This is a genomic window from Staphylococcus sp. FSL K6-0223 (assembly GCF_038008285.1).
On record NZ_JBBOYX010000003.1, the window covers coordinates 548,167 to 564,708 of the forward strand.

General features: G+C 33.5%; 16 protein-coding genes and 1 riboswitch. Of the genes, 10 read left to right on the forward strand and 6 right to left on the reverse strand.

Translation table 11 applies throughout. The annotated features are described in order from the left end of the window. Nucleotides 1-38: 38 nt before the first annotated feature. From MHI13_RS19975 to MHI13_RS19995, 5 genes are all read right to left on the reverse strand, one after another. Complete coding sequence (locus MHI13_RS19975) at nt 39-734, reverse strand: GTP pyrophosphokinase (protein WP_002432589.1); 696 nt, start codon at nt 732-734, stop codon at nt 39-41. A 144-nt stretch (nt 735-878) separates the two neighbouring features. Next, nucleotides 879-1,292, reverse strand: a complete 414-nt coding sequence (locus tag MHI13_RS19980) for a DUF2188 domain-containing protein (protein WP_002432769.1) — start codon at nt 1,290-1,292, stop codon at nt 879-881. A 75-nt stretch (nt 1,293-1,367) separates the two neighbouring features. Continuing rightward, a complete protein-coding gene (locus tag MHI13_RS19985; protein WP_002432911.1) occupies nt 1,368-3,323 on the reverse strand; it encodes an FUSC family protein in 1,956 nt (651 codons plus the stop codon). Nucleotides 3,324-3,506: 183 nt separating this feature from the next. Then, a complete protein-coding gene (locus tag MHI13_RS19990; protein ID WP_002432496.1) occupies nt 3,507-3,797 on the reverse strand; it encodes a putative quinol monooxygenase in 291 nt (96 codons plus the stop codon). A gap of 146 nt (nt 3,798-3,943) precedes the next feature. Further along, nucleotides 3,944-5,215, reverse strand: a complete 1,272-nt coding sequence (locus MHI13_RS19995; RefSeq protein ID WP_002432812.1) for an MFS transporter — start codon at nt 5,213-5,215, stop codon at nt 3,944-3,946. A gap of 467 nt (nt 5,216-5,682) precedes the next feature. Then, a riboswitch (TPP riboswitch) is annotated at nt 5,683-5,792 on the forward strand. 78 nt (nt 5,793-5,870) lie between these two features. On the opposite strand from MHI13_RS19995, the gene MHI13_RS20000 reads away from it, so the two are divergent. The 9 genes from MHI13_RS20000 to MHI13_RS20040 all read left to right on the forward strand — a co-directional run bounded on the left by MHI13_RS20000 (nt 5,871) and on the right by MHI13_RS20040 (nt 13,179). Next, nucleotides 5,871-6,461, forward strand: coding sequence for a thiamine phosphate synthase (locus tag MHI13_RS20000; protein ID WP_002432320.1), 591 nt, complete (start codon nt 5,871-5,873; stop codon nt 6,459-6,461). Then, nucleotides 6,454-7,572 (forward strand): glycine oxidase ThiO, encoded by a 1,119-nt coding sequence (gene thiO / locus MHI13_RS20005; protein ID WP_002432603.1) that lies wholly within the window; start codon nt 6,454-6,456, stop codon nt 7,570-7,572. Before MHI13_RS20000 ends, thiO begins: the two co-directional genes overlap by 8 nt. Then, nucleotides 7,556-7,756 carry a sulfur carrier protein ThiS gene (thiS, locus tag MHI13_RS20010; protein ID WP_002469878.1) on the forward strand — a complete coding sequence of 67 codons (201 nt, stop codon included), beginning with the start codon at nt 7,556-7,558 and terminating at the stop codon, nt 7,754-7,756. Before thiO ends, thiS begins: the two co-directional genes overlap by 17 nt. Before the next feature lies 1 nt (nt 7,757). Continuing rightward, a complete protein-coding gene (locus tag MHI13_RS20015; RefSeq protein ID WP_002469896.1) occupies nt 7,758-8,525 on the forward strand; it encodes a thiazole synthase in 768 nt (255 codons plus the stop codon). Next, complete coding sequence (locus MHI13_RS20020) at nt 8,525-9,523, forward strand: HesA/MoeB/ThiF family protein (protein WP_002432342.1); 999 nt, start codon at nt 8,525-8,527, stop codon at nt 9,521-9,523. Before MHI13_RS20015 ends, MHI13_RS20020 begins: the two co-directional genes overlap by 1 nt. Nucleotides 9,524-9,640: 117 nt before the next feature. Further along, nucleotides 9,641-10,255, forward strand: a complete 615-nt coding sequence (locus MHI13_RS20025) for a DedA family protein (protein WP_002432789.1) — start codon at nt 9,641-9,643, stop codon at nt 10,253-10,255. 171 nt (nt 10,256-10,426) lie between these two features. Then, the gene (locus MHI13_RS20030) at nt 10,427-12,391 is read left to right on the forward strand and encodes a fructose-bisphosphatase class III (protein ID WP_002432626.1); all 1,965 of its coding nucleotides are present in this window, start codon (nt 10,427-10,429) and stop codon (nt 12,389-12,391) included. 250 nt (nt 12,392-12,641) lie between these two features. Further along, nucleotides 12,642-12,980 (forward strand): hypothetical protein, encoded by a 339-nt coding sequence (locus MHI13_RS20035; RefSeq protein ID WP_002432312.1) that lies wholly within the window; start codon nt 12,642-12,644, stop codon nt 12,978-12,980. Between the two features lie 10 nt (nt 12,981-12,990). Next, on the forward strand, nt 12,991-13,179 hold the full coding sequence (locus MHI13_RS20040) for a helix-turn-helix transcriptional regulator (protein WP_002432924.1): 189 nt from the start codon (nt 12,991-12,993) through the stop codon (nt 13,177-13,179). Between the two features lie 105 nt (nt 13,180-13,284). Here MHI13_RS20040 and MHI13_RS20045 read toward each other — a convergent pair whose 3' ends face one another. Beyond that, entirely contained in the window at nt 13,285-15,069 is a 1,785-nt protein-coding gene (locus tag MHI13_RS20045; protein WP_002432349.1) for a cation:proton antiporter, read from the reverse strand. A gap of 365 nt (nt 15,070-15,434) precedes the next feature. Here MHI13_RS20045 and MHI13_RS20050 point away from each other — a divergent pair, with 365 nt between their 5' ends. After that, nucleotides 15,435-16,484, forward strand: a complete 1,050-nt coding sequence (locus MHI13_RS20050; RefSeq protein ID WP_064210160.1) for a YkvI family membrane protein — start codon at nt 15,435-15,437, stop codon at nt 16,482-16,484. Nucleotides 16,485-16,542 lie beyond the last annotated feature (58 nt).

Below are 16,542 nucleotides of genomic sequence, written 5' to 3' on the forward strand. Positions count from 1 at the left end.
TGACCAGATGGTTAATAAAATTCATTCTATAATACACTTTAATTACTCGATATCTCTGAATGTATTTGTTGCATCTTACTTTCAACATTTGTAATATCAGTCGCACATTGTTCAAGTAATCCTTTATACTTTTCAGTGTCTGCGTCATTCTTATATCGAATCTTATGTTCTAAACTTGCCCACATATCCATACCAATTGTACGAATTTGAATTTCTACTGGGGTCACTTCTACAGCATCAGCTAAAAAGACAGGAATGGATACCACAATATGCAAACTACGATAGCCATTTTCTTTGGGATGTTCAATATAATCTTTTCGTTTCAACAATTTAACGTCTTCTTGTTTGAGTAGCATTTGTTCAATCACATAAATATCATCTAAATAATTACAAACCACTCGAATACCTGCAATATCCATGATATTCTCTTTGGCGCTTTGTGCACTCACTTCAAGACCTTTACGACTTAGTTTCTTAACTAAGCTGTGCATTTCTTTAACTCGTCTTTCCATATGATGTATGGGATTATGTTTAAATTGATAATTAAAGTTTTCATCTAAAATACTTAACTTCGTACTAATTTCTTTAAGTGCGGAAGAATACACATGGTCTAGTTCAACAAAACCTAATAGTGTATCAAATGCTGCCTCGCTATCCTGAAAGTTGTTTAAACTATTTTTGAATTCATTTCTTAAGTCTTCGACATATAATGAAGGCTTTCTTTCTACGTACATATATCTCGACCTCCGTTTTCTATACACCTCCATTATATCGGAATTGAAATCGATAGAGAAACGTTAGCCCATCATACTTTCGCCTCATTTAAGTAAGCAAACTAAAACCGCATAAGTATGAGCACTTACGCGGTTCAATTTAATCTATTCATCTTTTTTATGTTCGATGACTTTAGTTCCTCTATTGTCAGCAATCTCGTTCGCACGTTTCACGGCGTCTTGCTTTTGATCAAATGTATCTGAAGCTTGTTTAGCATCTTCAGTTTTAACTTTCCATTCATTGTCTTCGTAATAAACATGTATATTTTCATCATTTAATTTTGGATTAGCTGACTGATCTTTCTGGTGTTGTGTGATATGTTTATTCTTTAATTCATCTAATTCTTCTTTAGACGCGTCTTTATACCATTTTTCAGCTTGTTGTGTAGCAATAGGAATCACGTCGCCTTCTTTATAGCCATCTTTTAGCATAGCATTTCCGATGTCTATTGCCTTCTTACGTTCAAGTTCATCGAAATTTTTCCAACTTTGTGGGTAATCGTCCATTGTCCAAGGCATAAGTTTACCTCCCAATAAAAAAACTTTTAATAATATTTACCACTATCGTGAGTTATTAAACGAAAGGTACACTTACTAACCTTTTGATTGAGAGGCATTTGAAGTATGATGTTCTTCTTCATTTTCTGTGATATCTTTACGTGCGTGAACACTGTTACGCTGAATATTAATTAATGCTGATCGAATATAATTATATTGAGGTAAATGACTTAACTCTCTTTCCTCTAAACTACCTTGTAGTTGGAAATGCTTGGCAATATTTTCAAACGCTAAGAGATACTCGCCCATTTGCTCATCATCAATAGTTATACGATGTTTGTTATTCATCGCTCTTTCTAACATAAAAATAATTTCCTCTAACGCAAAGATACTTGGATAATAATATCGCACAACCTCTTTATTACTGAACAATTCTCCGTTGGCAGAATTATACATTTGAGTGACGTTGCTGATTTTTACGTTTAAATTTAAACGTTCTCCCTTATCTACTTCATTCGTTTCGTATTTATTTTTAGAAAATAAATAATGAAATAGCGTGGCTTCTTTACGAACTAGTTCTGCAATCGCTCCTGGTAACATTGAGGAGGCCGTATTTCTGGCAACTAAGAATATCCCTATAACAGTTATGACAATACCCAATATAACGTCGATGATACGTGTATAAGCAATTTCTATACTTAAATTATGCGAAGCTAGACCATTCAGCATAATTACTTGCGTAGTAATGAAAATAACAGCAAATGCATAGTTTGCCGCAACAAATGCTTCAGTCATCACTGCTGAAACACCCATGATTAATATTGCAATTAACGGATTAATGTTTAAGGCTAATATGCCTGACAAAATAAGGGCGCCAATAATTGTACCTATTCCTCTTGCTAATGCACGGTCAAGTGAACGGATTGTCGTCATATTTGAGAGTAATACAGTATGTGCTGAAAGTGGTACCCAATAAGCCTTTTGAATATTAAATCCTAGCGCAATAAATATTGCTATAGCCATGATAACCGTATATTGTAGCGCATTTCTGAAGACGATTGAATCAAAAGTTAAGTTTTGATAAATACGTTTACTATAGAGTGGTTTGCGAATATCAGCTTCATGTTCAATTTGATTGTCGTTCGCATGTACCATTTCATCGATTTTCAATATATGATTCAATAAATTTTCAAATTCTGAAGGTACGTCCACAGGCTTTGTCCATGGTCTTGAAGTTCGAGGTTGTTGTATTCCATTATAAATATGATCCATCATTTCAATAAGATCTTGTGGAATAGGACGAACATTTTTCTCATTTAATTCGAGTAACTCTGAATAGATACCTTGTGCTGCAGTATGTAGGAGTATTAACTTTTGGAAACGTGAACTTAACTTTCCATTACCACCTGATGTAGAAGTGATAAGGAGCTTTTCCGATGTTCTAAATTCAGTTACAGCATTTCTCGCGTATGTTTTAAACGCTTCAGGGTCATTATAATGATGTAACAAGTTATGAATTGTAGCAAAATCCGCGTTAATCGCTCTATCTTCTGCTTTAACTTTGGTAAATAAGATGGTTAACATTACAGTTATTGTCGCTAATATACCACCAATAAGAATGCCTAACCCACGTAGTAATGCTTCTTCTGGCGCATGAGGTAAATTAATAGGCAAACAATATGTTACTAAGAAGAAGGTAGAAGACGGTCCAGCTACTTTGAGTGCATTAAAAATATAATACGGTACCGCAACTACAACAAGTAAGATAAGACCAAATACTATCGGCTGTATAATCGTTAACGTACCTAACATCATACAAAGTGAGAACGACAGTGAGCAGATAATAACTGTTCTTAACATAGATTGCGTTGAGCCTTTAAACACATAGACATGTGCAAGTGTACCTGTTGATATTAATAAGCCAAAATTGAAAAATCCAAAAAAATAGCCTATTAAAGCAGGTATAATAAGTAATAATCCTTGTCTTAACCCTTTATAATAATCAATTTTAGATTTATCAACACGGGTCAGTGAATTAAGTACGTGATTCACTTTAATCTTCCTTTCTAATTTACATCCCCAAATAAGAACATAAGAAAGAACGAGACAATTTAATTTTATGAGTTGAATAACATTGTCTCGTTCATTTTTTATAATCTATGATGTTCATAAGTGTTGCATTTACTTACCAATTATAACACTGATTATTCATTTATGTTGAACGTGCGAATTGAATTATTTTTCTACTGTTCGACTTACATCTATCTTAGGTTCCTCAGTAATAAATTTACTAATATTTTGGCTAAATGTTTGGAAGTGTTCAGATTGATTGTGTTCTTCAACAGCATTTTCATCTTTATAATTTTCAACGACCACAAATGTATTCGCTTCGCTTACATCTTCATAGTGATGATAGAATAAATTTCCTTTTTCTTGTCTAGAATGTTCCACTAAGTCAGCCATTAATTGTAAGTAATCTTCGCGTTTATTTTCATCAACTTTAATCTTAGCATTAATGATAATCATTTGAATCATCTCCTCAACTTCTTAACAGTTTAATACATAGATAACCTGAAACATCATGCTTTAAACTCTTGTAAATTCAGAAGAAAATAAAAAAACATACTAAGATGAGTGGTTTGGGAATCTTAGTATGTTCGAGATAAAAAATATTAATTTGATTGTTCTTCATCTACAACAAGTGGTTGATCTGGTTTAACGAAGAACCATAGAATAGCAGCTATAACTGCAGGAACAATTAATAATTGTAATGTCATTGACCAACCTAGTTGATCTACTACTATACCGGCAAGTAATGGGCTAATTAGTGCGCCGATGTTCCCCCATAAGTTCATCCAACCAGACACTGTACCTGAGAAGTTACGACCAAGGTCAGTCGCTGCTGCCCAGCTCATACCCATTGAAATACCTACGCCACCTAAACATAAGGATAACCAAACAATTGTCATGTATAAGTTATCAGTATGAACTGCTAAAAAGATTGATACAGAGAACACTACAAATCCAGCGATGGCTATCGCACCACGCGCTACAAATCGTGACTGCCCAGAATTTAAAATTTTGTCTGAGATTGCTCCAGCTGAGAGTATTAAGAAGAACATAAACAACCATGGTAATGAACTGATTGCCATATCTTTGAAATCCACATGATATTGCTCAGCCAAATATGTTGGTAACCAAATTAAGAATAATGCGATAACAAATTGTACTACAAAATATTGTAGTGCAATTGCATAGAAACTAAAGTGACTTAAGAAACGTTTCCAGGGTGGTAAAGACTTTTCAGTTGCAACAATATCACGATGCTCAGTGATATATTTCTTCTCCGCTTCACTTACCATTTTGTGATGCTCAGGTAAATCTTTAGCAATGATTGCCCATAAGATAGCCATAACAATACCAACTGCACCAAAGATATAAAATACTGCTTGCCAGTTAAAGGCATTAACAATTGCAATTGTGATAATCGGTGCTAGTACTGGTCCAAAATAAGACCCAGCTAAAAGAGCACTTGAAGCTCTTCCTTTTTCATTTTTAGCAAACCAAAATGAGTTAAATACGGCATTCGATGGGTACATTGGGGCTTCACCCACTCCGAATAAAAATCTTACAAAATATAATAAACCGTGATGTTTAATCATACCTGTCAAAATTGTGAATGCACTCCACCATACGAGCGCTATAGTAATCATTTTACGAGGACCAAATTTCTCAGCTAACATTCCAGAAGGCACTTGCATAAATGCATAACCTAGTGAGAAAAATGAGGCTAATAAACCAAATTGTGTTTTTGTCATACCTAAATCTTTCATCATTGGAGCTGCAATATATGAAATATTAGACCTATCCATATATGCAATTACGCCGATGAGGAAGAACCCAATTGCAAAATACCAGCGTACATTACTGCGTTTTTCATTCATATTTGTTTCCTACTTCCATTTAAATTATGTTGTTTCTATATAAGATGTCGTTAAGTTTCAGAAATTCCCTGCGATGACTGTTAAAACTACCCTTTTTAGAACAACTTTTTTAAGTTGTAGCACTACAATTTTTATATAATATAGCACGTTGTGAAAACGGTTACAATAGTTTAGACGAAATTTCTTTAAAAAATGTATATTTTTCGTATATTTTACTGGAATCTCCAGTTTTAAGCATGTGATTTAGATTCACTTATATAATGGTGTCTAAAACCATATTTTTTATAAAATTGAGTAGCTTAAAACATTAAAGTAATTATTTTTTATTCATTATATGAAGCATATATGTAATTTTATGCATAAATTGAATATGATTAATAAAAGCTAAAGAAGTTTGAAGAATATTCCTAAAAATAGTAAACTGAATTCAAAGAAAACGTTTGAAATTTTTTTGATACAATTTCATATCAATCCACTGGAAGTGCCTTTGTTTAGGGCTGAGAGTAAAGAAGTGACTTTATAATTCCTAGAACCTGATCCAGTTCATACTGGCGTAGGGAAGTGGCGACAAGAGAGTTTTAGGACTTATATAGATGATTTAAGCGCTATTTCCCATTCAGGGAGGTAGCGTTTTTTTATTTATAAATTTGAGGTGATGCACATATTTATCGCAATAACTTACGATAAGACACTTACAACACAAGACTTAGAACACTTCTTAAATATCGAGGAAGGCATTGATGCCCTATTATTTCGAACGTCTATGCCAAAAAATGAATTAAAGAAGATTTTGATTCAACTCATTAACCAAGGTTTTCCTAAGGATAAAATGATTATTCATAGTGACACGGCATTATTAGAAGAATTAAACCTTAGTCGTATTCATTTTAAAGAAAATGTTAAAACAGCTTTTGCATATAAAAAATCACATCCAGAAATCCAAGTGGGTATGTCCACACATAGCATAGATACTATTTATACATGTATAGATGAAGGACTTGATTATGTTTTTTACGGTCATATTTTCCCTACTCCCTCACATCCGCATGACGCGCCACGTTCACATGATGAAATCGTAGAAGCATTAAATCTACCTATACCTATTTATGCTATAGGAGGAATTTCTGAACATACGATTTTAAAGTTGGAATATGGATTTGATGGTATTTGTGCTATTTCATTTTTTATGAATGCGTCTTTAAAAGAAATTAAGGAATTAAGAAGGAAGTGGTTGCAACATGCATGATGTACTTATTATTGGCTCTGGTGTCATAGGTATGTCAATTGCTAGACAGTTAAGCGCAACAAATTATGACATCGCGATCATCGACCGAGATGTTCCAGGTAAACATGCTTCATATAAAGCTGGAGGCATGTTAGGAGCACAAAATGAATTTACTGAAGATAACGATTTATATAAATTAGCCATTGAATCGCGTGGGATGTTTCCTAAATTAAGCGAATCTTTATTAAATGAGACTGGAATCGACATACAGTTCAAAGATTCAGGACTTATTAAGATTGCTAACCAAGAAGATGACCTCGAATCACTCACACGTCAATATGAGTTCCTTAGACAAATGGATTCTAGTGTCAAACTACTATCCAATGATGAACTTATACAGCTTACCAATGGGAATGTTGAACCAGCTTATGGCGCAATTCATATACCAAATGATGGTCAAATCAATGCTAATAAATACACGAAAGCTTTGTTTAAATCGTTACAACAACATCACATCACACGATATTATCACCAAGAGGTTCAATCGATTGATAGAAGAAATGGCTACTACGCTGTGTGTACTGACCAAATGTCACCTATTGAAGCACATAAAGTGATCGTTGCAAGTGGTGCTTGGTCCTCTCAATTATTAAAAAACTACTCTCTTCCTAGAGAAGTCATTGGAGTTAAAGGCGAAGTTCTATTACTGGAAAATGATGAACTAGATCTTAAAGAGACATTATTTATGACTAATGGATGTTATATCGTTCCAAAACAACCCAATCGTTTCTTAATAGGAGCAACAAGTGAATTTAACAATTACTCTGTAGGCACATCAGAAGGCGGTTTAAATTGGCTTTTAGATCATGCAAGCGCTCGTGTTCCAGAACTTAAGAATAGTCGTGTTCTAAAAGAATGGTCAGGTGTTCGTCCTTACACGAATAATGAAATGCCAATGATGGATCAAATTGATGATGGCTTGTTCGTTATTACAGGACACTATCGTAATGGGATTTTATTATCTCCCGTAATTGGACGCGATATAGCAAATTGGTTAATTTCTGGCATTAAACCACCTCGTTACTCAAGCTTTAGTGTGAAAAGGAGGAACAATTATGAAGTGTATTATTAACGGAGACTCATTCAGCTTTGACCAAGAACAATCAATTTATGATGTTTTAACAGCACTAGAATTAGATCCTAAGCGCGTTATCGTTGAATTCAATAAAGAATTAATTAAACAAGATAAGTATCATGAACATACTGTTAGAGAAGATGATCGATTAGAATTATTAGAAATTGTTGGAGGCGGATAAAATGTTTAAAATTGGAAATTTAGAATTACAATCTCGTTTATTATTAGGTACTGGTAAATTTGACAATGAAGATATTCAATCACAAGCGATTGCAGCTTCAGAAACCAATGTTTTAACCTTTGCTGTTCGTCGTATGAATTTATATGATCGTGATTTACCCAATCCTTTAGCTAACGTTAACTTAAAAGACTTTATAACTTTTCCAAATACAGCAGGTGCTAAAACAGCTGAAGAAGCAATTAGAATTGCTGAAATTGCTAACCATGCAGGTGTATGTGACATGATAAAGGTTGAAGTTATTGGCGATGACGAAACGTTACTTCCTGATCCATTTGAAACATATGAAGCTTGTAAAGTACTTTTAGAAAAAGGATATATCGTATGTCCATACATCTCAAATGACCTCGTCTTGGCGAAACGTTTGGAAGAACTAGGTGTACATGCAGTCATGCCACTTGCGTCCCCTATTGGAACTGGTCGTGGTATTAATAATCCGCTTAATTTAAGTTATATTATTGAAAATGCAAATGTACCGGTTATTGTTGATGCAGGTATCGGTTCACCGAAAGATGCATGTCACGCAATGGAGCTAGGCGCTGACGGTATATTACTCAACACAGCGATTTCTGCAGCTAAAGATCCTGTGAAAATGGCTGAAGCAATGAAGCTTGGAATTAATGCGGGTAGACTTTCATACGAAGCTGGACGAATACCAGTAAAATATACTGCACAAGCATCAAGCCCTACTGAAGGTTTAGGTTTTCTATAATGTCACGCTACGATAGACAAACGAGATTTCACCCTTTTGGCGAAGACGGACAACATCAACTCTCTACATCACAAATACTTGTCTTTGGTGCTGGAGCTTTAGGGAGCCATATCATAGACCAGCTTGCTCGCATGGGTGCTAATCATCTTACAGTTATAGACATGGACATCGTTGAAACATCAAATTTACATCGTCAGACGCTTTATGACGAAGAAGATGCCTATCATCTTGTTGCTAAAGTTGAAGCTGTAAAAAATAAGGTGAGTCAAATCAACTCAGAAGTCACTCTTACTGCTTATGATGTTGAAGTCACTTCTTCAAATATTGAGGATATCGTAAGTGAGATTAATCCAGACATCATTATTGATGGAATGGATAATTTTAAAGTGAGATTTCTCATAAATGAAGTGTGTCATAAGTATGAAATACCGTGGGTCTATGGAGCAGCTGTTGGTAGTAAAGGAACTGTTTACGGCATTGATTACCAAGGTCCTTGTTTAAAATGTCTCATGCAAACCATACCTGAGACAGGAGAAAGTTGTGCTATTAATGGTGTTCTCCCACCTATTGTCTCAATTGTAGCAAGTTATGAAGTGGCTGAAGTGATTCGCTACTTAAGTGGAAATGGATTTTCAAAGCAAATGATTACCATCGATGCGTTTGATCTTAGTTATAAAGCGATGAACGTAGATATATTGAAGAATGATGAATGCCCAGTGTGTGAAAACCATCAATATGACTTATTAGAAACAAAACAAGAAAATACTATTGAGCAGATGTGTGGTCATACGTACCTATTTAGAATGCCTAAACATGCATTTGATTACTCAAATCATTTCCCTGGAAATATTGTAAAAGCTACTTCATTCGCTAAACTTATCAAATATGAAAATTATGAATTTACTCTATTTAAAGATGGACGTATGAATGCTTACGGGGTTCATAGTGATGAAGAAGCTAGTGGTTTATATCATACTTTAATCAAATCTATTCGATAATTTCGTACAAATTAGGTTTGCCTTTATTATCAATTTTAAGCAATTATTGTTATTATCTATTATAATTAACATACAATGTATTAACATTGCTTAATTTAAAGGAGAAACGAGTTATTAATGGAACAGATTATTACAGAGTTTATTAGTAAGTGGGGCTATACCGCAATATTTATTTTAATCTTATTAGAGAACGTCTTACCTGTAGTTCCTTCAGAGATTATTCTTACCTTTGCTGGTTTACTATCAGTGAAATCCCACTTATCTATATGGACACTATTAATTATTGCTACTATAGCTTCGTTTATTGGTCTACTCATTTTGTACTATATTTGTAGACTTATATCTGAGGAAAAATTATATCGATTTGTGGACCGTCATGGTAAATGGATGAAATTAAAAAGCAAAGATTTAAAACGAGCCAATGATTGGTTTAAAAAATATGGTGCATGGGCTGTCTTCTTATGCCGTTTCGTACCAGTATTACGTGTGCTAATAACTATACCAGCTGGCATTAACCGTATGAATGTAGTTCAATTTACTATCCTTTCCTTATTAGGAACAACAATTTGGAATTTCGCACTTATTTTACTTGGACGCTTATTAAGTGATAGTTTCGGTGCTCTAATGAATGGCATTCATACGTACTCACGTATCATGTATGTCATCATCATTATCGCTATTATTTACTTCGTTATCCGTTACTTCATGAAAAGACGCAAAAATGTTAAATAAGTTTAGCTGAGAAAGCCTTATTTAGGGTTTACTCAGCTTTTTTCATACAAATTAAAATTTTTAGTACGCTATCATTGAAAAAACACTACATTTTAAAGATAATTTATGTAAGCGCATTACTTTTTAAAATAATGCATATGTGATGGAAATATTTAACAGAGGTGACTAAGCATGACTCCTATTACTGAAAGTGAAATGAAACAAAAATATTTAGATTTACTCTCTCAAAAATTTGATAGTGCTGAGAAATTAGCAACAGAGATCATTAATTTAGAATCTATCTTAGAATTACCTAAAGGCACAGAACACTTTGTGAGTGATTTACACGGTGAATATGAATCTTTCCAGCACGTATTACGTAATGGTTCAGGAAACGTTCGCGCAAAAATCAATGATATATTCGAAAATAAATTATCTCAACAAGAGATTGATGACTTAGCAGCCTTAGTGTATTATCCAGAAGAAAAATTAAAATTAGTAAAAAATAATTTTGATTCCATAGGTAAACTCAACGTATGGTATATCACTACTATTGAACGTCTGATAGAACTTATTACATATTGTTCATCAAAATATACAAGATCTAAACTACGTAAAGCTTTGCCTGAACAATTTGTTTATATTATTGAAGAGTTACTATATAAAAGTAATGAATTTCATAATAAGAAGCCCTATTATGAAACTTTAGTTAATCAAATTATTGAATTAGAGCAATCTGACGATCTTATTATCGGTTTATCATATACCGTCCAACGTCTTGTAGTCGATCATCTTCACGTAGTTGGTGATATTTATGACCGTGGACCTAAACCAGACAAGATTATGGATACACTCATAAACTATCATTCAGTTGATATTCAATGGGGTAACCATGATGTGTTGTGGATAGGCGCTTATGCAGGATCTAAAGTATGTTTAGCTAACTTACTTCGTATCTGTGCACGCTATGATAACTTAGATATTATTGAAGATGCTTATGGCATTAACTTACGTCCTTTACTTACTTTAGCTGAAAAGTATTACGACGCTGAGAACCCTGCTTTCAAGCCTAAGAAACGTCCTGATAAAGATGTAAGTCTAACTAAACGTGAAGAAAGCCAAATCACTAAAATACATCAAGCGATTGCTATGATTCAATTTAAACTCGAAATGCCTATTATTAAGCGTCGCCCTTCTTTCGAAATGGAAGAACGTTTAGTATTAGAAAAAATTGATTATGACAACAATGAAATTACAGTTTATGGCAAAACTTATCCCCTTAAAGATACTTGTTTCCAAACTGTAGACCGAAACGATCCGGCGAAATTACTGCCTGAAGAAGAGGAAGTTGTAGATAAATTACTTCTTTCATTCCAACAATCTGAGAAATTACGTCGTCATATGTCATTCTTGATGCGCGAAGGTAAACTTTATCTTCCATACAACGGCAATCTTCTGATTCACGGATGTATCCCCGTTGATGAAAATGGAGAAATGGAATCGTTCGAAATCGAGGGCGAGCAGTTAAGTGGACGTGAGTTATTAGATGTCTTTGAATATCATGTACGCAAAGCTTTCGACCATAAAGAAATCACTGATGATATATCTACTGACTTAGTATGGTATTTATGGACTGGTAAGTATTCATCTCTATTTGGTAAGCGTGCAATGACAACATTTGAACGCTACTTTATAGAAGACAAAGCTTCTCATAAAGAGGAAAAGAATCCATATTATCACTTACGTGAAGATGTTGATATGATTCGCAAGATGTTGAAAGACTTTGGATTAAATCCAGATGAAGGTCGTATTATTAATGGTCACACTCCTGTTAAAGAAATCGACGGTGAAGATCCAATCAAAGCTGATGGTAAGATGCTCGTTATCGATGGCGGCTTCTCTAAAGCCTATCAATCAACGACGGGTATTGCTGGGTATACACTGCTTTATAACTCATTCGGTATGCAATTGGTGGCTCATCAAGAGTTCAATACTAAAGAAAAAGTATTATCAGATGGTTCTGATGAGCTATCAGTGAAGCGTGTTGTAGATGAAGAATTGCAACGTAAAAAAATAAAAGATACCAATGTTGGTAAAGAGTTACAAGACCAAATTGATATCTTAAAAATTCTAATGCATGATAGATATTTAAAATAAATAAGAATACTAAGCATAAAATCCTTAGTTTCTTGTCATAAATAAAGTGAATTCTATTTAAAGGTCATCTTGCTTTCCGTGGGGACGGTCTCAATCTTGCTCAGCAAGTTTTTAACTCGCCCTATTCCCACAGAAGCCGGATGACCTTTTTATATCTTAGTCATTTCAAAATGTAAAATTCTTTTGACATTTTATATCAGTACGTTATCATAATAATGTCAAAAACTTTTTACATTACGGAGTGGAATTAATGAAAATTATTCTTTTATTAGTAGTATTCTTAGTCTTTGGAGTATTATGGAATATAATCATAAACAAATATTTGCCAACTATTTTAACCGATGTGAAAAATAAAAAATATGACGAAAGACAATCTCAAATGGTCGTTGAAATATTCGCCAAAACATTATTATGGACGGTATTTAGTTTGATTGTTGCTATACTATTAAAAGTCTGTGATTTTACTGACTCACAAAAAAATGTTTTCACCAGATTTTTTAGCAATTATCCAGAGTTACATTATTTAATTTTAATATCAGGATTTTTAATAATATTCTATTATCATACTAAGAAAAAATATTCAGCTTGAAGGTAATAAAGTGAAAAATAATATTTTGTACTATCGTAAAAAGATGAAAATATCTCAAGAAACATTAAGTAAGAATCTTGGGGTTTCTAGACAAACTATCAATGCTATTGAAAATAACAAATATGACCCATCATTAGTATTAGCGTTTAAATTAGCTAAACAGTTCTCAGTTACAGTTGATGAGTTGTTTACTTATTAATGGGTCATTATGCCCTAACCATATCAATGAATCACAAATAAACCCGTAGATGACTCAACTTCATCTACGGGTTATTAGTTTACATTAAAATGACCTCAGTTATTATCATGCATGGGCATCTCTTAAAATACCATAAACCCCTGTGTCATGTTCTGGTAATTCTCTATTACTACGTTTGAATGTGACTTCTTTATCTTCACTAATATAGTAAATCAACATGTCTTTATCAGTAAGTTCATAGTACTCTTCTGCCGGCACTTCTACGATATTGTGTTGTGTAATGTAGTTATTAAACCAGCGTGGACTGTGATTTTCATCAAATAATATATGATTACGAATCGGGCCACTTAAATTATTTCTCGCCTGTTCATCATTGAAAGAAACAGGCATCATATCTACATTATTTAATCCGAATTCTGGTACTAATTCATTAAATGCCAAACTATTGAAAATAAATGACTGTGTCATTAAGATACATTTATTATATCGAAGTAAGTCGGAGTAAATACGATCATTACTTGATAATAAATTACCTTTGAAGACTTCAAATCCCGCTTCATGTGCTTTCTCAGATGTATTTTCAAATAAATTGAACATCATAACTGGAATCCCATGATCTCGTAAATTCACGCCTAGGTGGAATGAGAACTCACTCTCACCTACTATAATTACACCTGGCGGTTCATTACTAGCGACACCGAATAATTTACTTAATGGTGTAAAGCTAAAGCCATAAATGACCACGGTAATAAATACTAAGCCGAATGTCACGGGCGTGATATACTTCGCCATAGCTACTTTGTCATCCATAAATAATCCTGAGAAGAATTGGGCCACTGTTAATACGACAATCCCTCTTGGCGCCATCATTGCAACAATCGCTCGTTCTTTCTTAGAAATTTCAGTTTTAAATGTTGAGAAAAGCACTGAAATAGGTCGAACTAAGACAATCATGACAATACAGAAAATAAAGAGTTGCCATGATACTACATTAAGTAATACATCTTTCGTAAGTGATGACGTGATTAAAATAAAGACTGTACTTACTAATATAGAAGATGCATTATCGATGAAATGATCTGATTCTTTAAAGATTAAATCATGACGTTTTTTACGTGCCATTATTAAACCAAAAATTGTCACCGCTAATAATCCAGATTCCGATAATATTGCATCACAAACACTAAATGTTAAGAGAATAAAAACGAATTGGATAGGTGGCATTAAATTTTGTGGAATCATATCTTGGCGTATGAACCAATTAAATAAATACGACGCACCAAAGCCGATTACGACAACGGCTAATATTTTCAGTACGAATATGAGAATAACAATGAAACTTATACCTTGTTCAATAATTTGGAAGATATAAAATGCTGTCAATGCAAGCATCGGACCAATTGGGTCGAGAATAATACTTTCCCATCTTAATATAGAGTCAACATTCCTCTTTACTTTCGCTTGTTTCAATAATGGTTGAATCACAGTTGGACCTGTAATTAAAAAGAGTCCTCCCATGACAAAGGATACGGAGATTGGAAAGTTTAGGATTGTATGTAAGGCTATCGCACCTAAAATCCATGCAATAACTGCGCCGACTGTTATGATTCGAATAACCGCTTTAGAAATTCCTTTAAGTTCCCTAAAATCTAAATTACTGCTACCTTCAAATAAAATAATTGCAACAGCTAAGGAAACGATTGGACTAAACACTTCAGATCCTAACGCTTCTTTAGGATTAGTGATACCTAATATCGGGCCAACGAGTAAACCAACAATCGCCATAACTACTATAGATGGCCATTTAATTCTATCTGCTAACCATTGACTAAAAATCCCTAATGCTAGAAATAGAACTATCATCAGCATAATGGGTAAGTCCAATGACATATGAACACCTTCTTAATATATTTACTTGCCTAATATATTCAATATTGCCTAATACTATCAAAAATGATGTATAAATGCATTATTATTTGCTTAAAACTTTTGTAAATGTATAAAAATAATTAAATTGATTAAAATTAAACTTACAATTACTGAGTACCTTAAGTTTATGATACATATTAATTATACACTAAAGTCAAATTATCGTACGTCACATTTATACAATAGTACATATGTGATGAACTTTACTGTTTATTTTTTCGTCTATATCATCTACAATAGATAGATGTGATTTTTCAATTTTTTAAAATAAATGAATACATACAACATCTTTAAAATATATAAATTTGAAGGGATATGCATGTTAAATGAATACTGTTAAAGAATCCATCATCGTTGCCTTCGCTTTCGTTGGCGTGGTCGTTGGCGCTGGATTTGCGACAGGTCAGGAAATATTTCAATTTTTCACAAGTAATGGTATCTATGGTATCGCTGGAATTATCATTACTGGTCTTATCGTTATTTTAGGTGGAATATTTGTTTTAAACACTGGCTTCCGTCTTAAATCTCAAAATCATTCTGAATCAATCAATTTCTATTTACATCCTTTTATTGCAAAAGTTTTCGATATCATACTGACTATATTTTTATTTTCACTTGCTATTATTATGACGGCAGGTGGTGCATCAACAATTAATGAGAGCTTTGGCATACCTTTTTGGTTAAGTTCTTTAATCTTAGTAGTGCTAATATTACTCACGTTGTTTTTACAGTTTGATCGATTAATTGCTGTACTTGGTGGGGTTACACCTTTCCTAGTCGCTGTAGTAGTAATGATTGCTGTGTATTATTTTGTTACTGGTCACATTGATTTTACTGCCGCGAATCAATATTCTAATAACAATAAATCAATTTCTCCAGGTTGGTGGTTCGATGCAATCAACTACGCCAGTTTACAAATTGCCGCTGCTTTCAGTTTTCTAACAGTTATGGGTGGTAAGTTGAAGTTTCAGAAATCGACTGTTTATGGTGGCTTAATTGGTGGTCTCATCATTACTTTCCTATTGCTAATGATTAATCTAGGATTAATTACTGAGTTCGATAAAATAAAACATGTGGCATTACCATCGCTACTCTTAGCAAAACAGATTTCACCTTCTATCGGCACAATTATGTCTGTGATTATGGTGTTAGTAATATATAATACTGTTGTAGGTCTAATGTATGCATTTGCTACACGTTTTAGCCAACCCTTTACAAAACGTTATTTTAGTTTAATTATTATGATGGCTATCATTACTTTCATTTGTACATTTATTGGATTTATCTCACTGATTGGTAAGGTATTCCCAATTATGGGACTATTTGGTTTTATCTTGCTTATCCCTGTCATATATAAAGGTTTTCTTAGACACTAAATATGAGTCAGGCGAGCTGTTAATGCTCGTCTGGCTTTTTTGTTAAATGTATCTTACT

Bases quoted from the DNA above. Each gene is read 5' to 3' on its own strand.
- MHI13_RS20015 (WP_002469896.1), top strand. From the start codon at position 7,758: ATGTTTAAAATTGGAAATTTAGAATTACAATCTCGTTTATTATTAGGT.
- MHI13_RS20025 (WP_002432789.1), top strand. From the start codon at position 9,641: ATGGAACAGATTATTACAGAGTTTATTAGTAAGTGGGGCTATACCGCA.
- MHI13_RS20020 (WP_002432342.1), top strand. From the start codon at position 8,525: ATGTCACGCTACGATAGACAAACGAGATTTCACCCTTTTGGCGAAGAC.
- MHI13_RS19990 (WP_002432496.1), bottom strand. From the start codon at position 3,797: ATGATTATCATTAATGCTAAGATTAAAGTTGATGAAAATAAACGCGAA.
- MHI13_RS20045 (WP_002432349.1), bottom strand. From the start codon at position 15,069: ATGTCATTGGACTTACCCATTATGCTGATGATAGTTCTATTTCTAGCA.
- thiS (WP_002469878.1), top strand. From the start codon at position 7,556: ATGAAGTGTATTATTAACGGAGACTCATTCAGCTTTGACCAAGAACAA.
- MHI13_RS20035 (WP_002432312.1), top strand. From the start codon at position 12,642: ATGAAAATTATTCTTTTATTAGTAGTATTCTTAGTCTTTGGAGTATTA.
- MHI13_RS20030 (WP_002432626.1), top strand. From the start codon at position 10,427: ATGACTCCTATTACTGAAAGTGAAATGAAACAAAAATATTTAGATTTA.
- MHI13_RS20000 (WP_002432320.1), top strand. From the start codon at position 5,871: ATGCACATATTTATCGCAATAACTTACGATAAGACACTTACAACACAA.
- MHI13_RS19995 (WP_002432812.1), bottom strand. From the start codon at position 5,215: ATGAATGAAAAACGCAGTAATGTACGCTGGTATTTTGCAATTGGGTTC.
- MHI13_RS20050 (WP_064210160.1), top strand. From the start codon at position 15,435: ATGAATACTGTTAAAGAATCCATCATCGTTGCCTTCGCTTTCGTTGGC.
- MHI13_RS19975 (WP_002432589.1), bottom strand. From the start codon at position 734: ATGTACGTAGAAAGAAAGCCTTCATTATATGTCGAAGACTTAAGAAAT.
- thiO (WP_002432603.1), top strand. From the start codon at position 6,454: ATGCATGATGTACTTATTATTGGCTCTGGTGTCATAGGTATGTCAATT.
- MHI13_RS19980 (WP_002432769.1), bottom strand. From the start codon at position 1,292: ATGCCTTGGACAATGGACGATTACCCACAAAGTTGGAAAAATTTCGAT.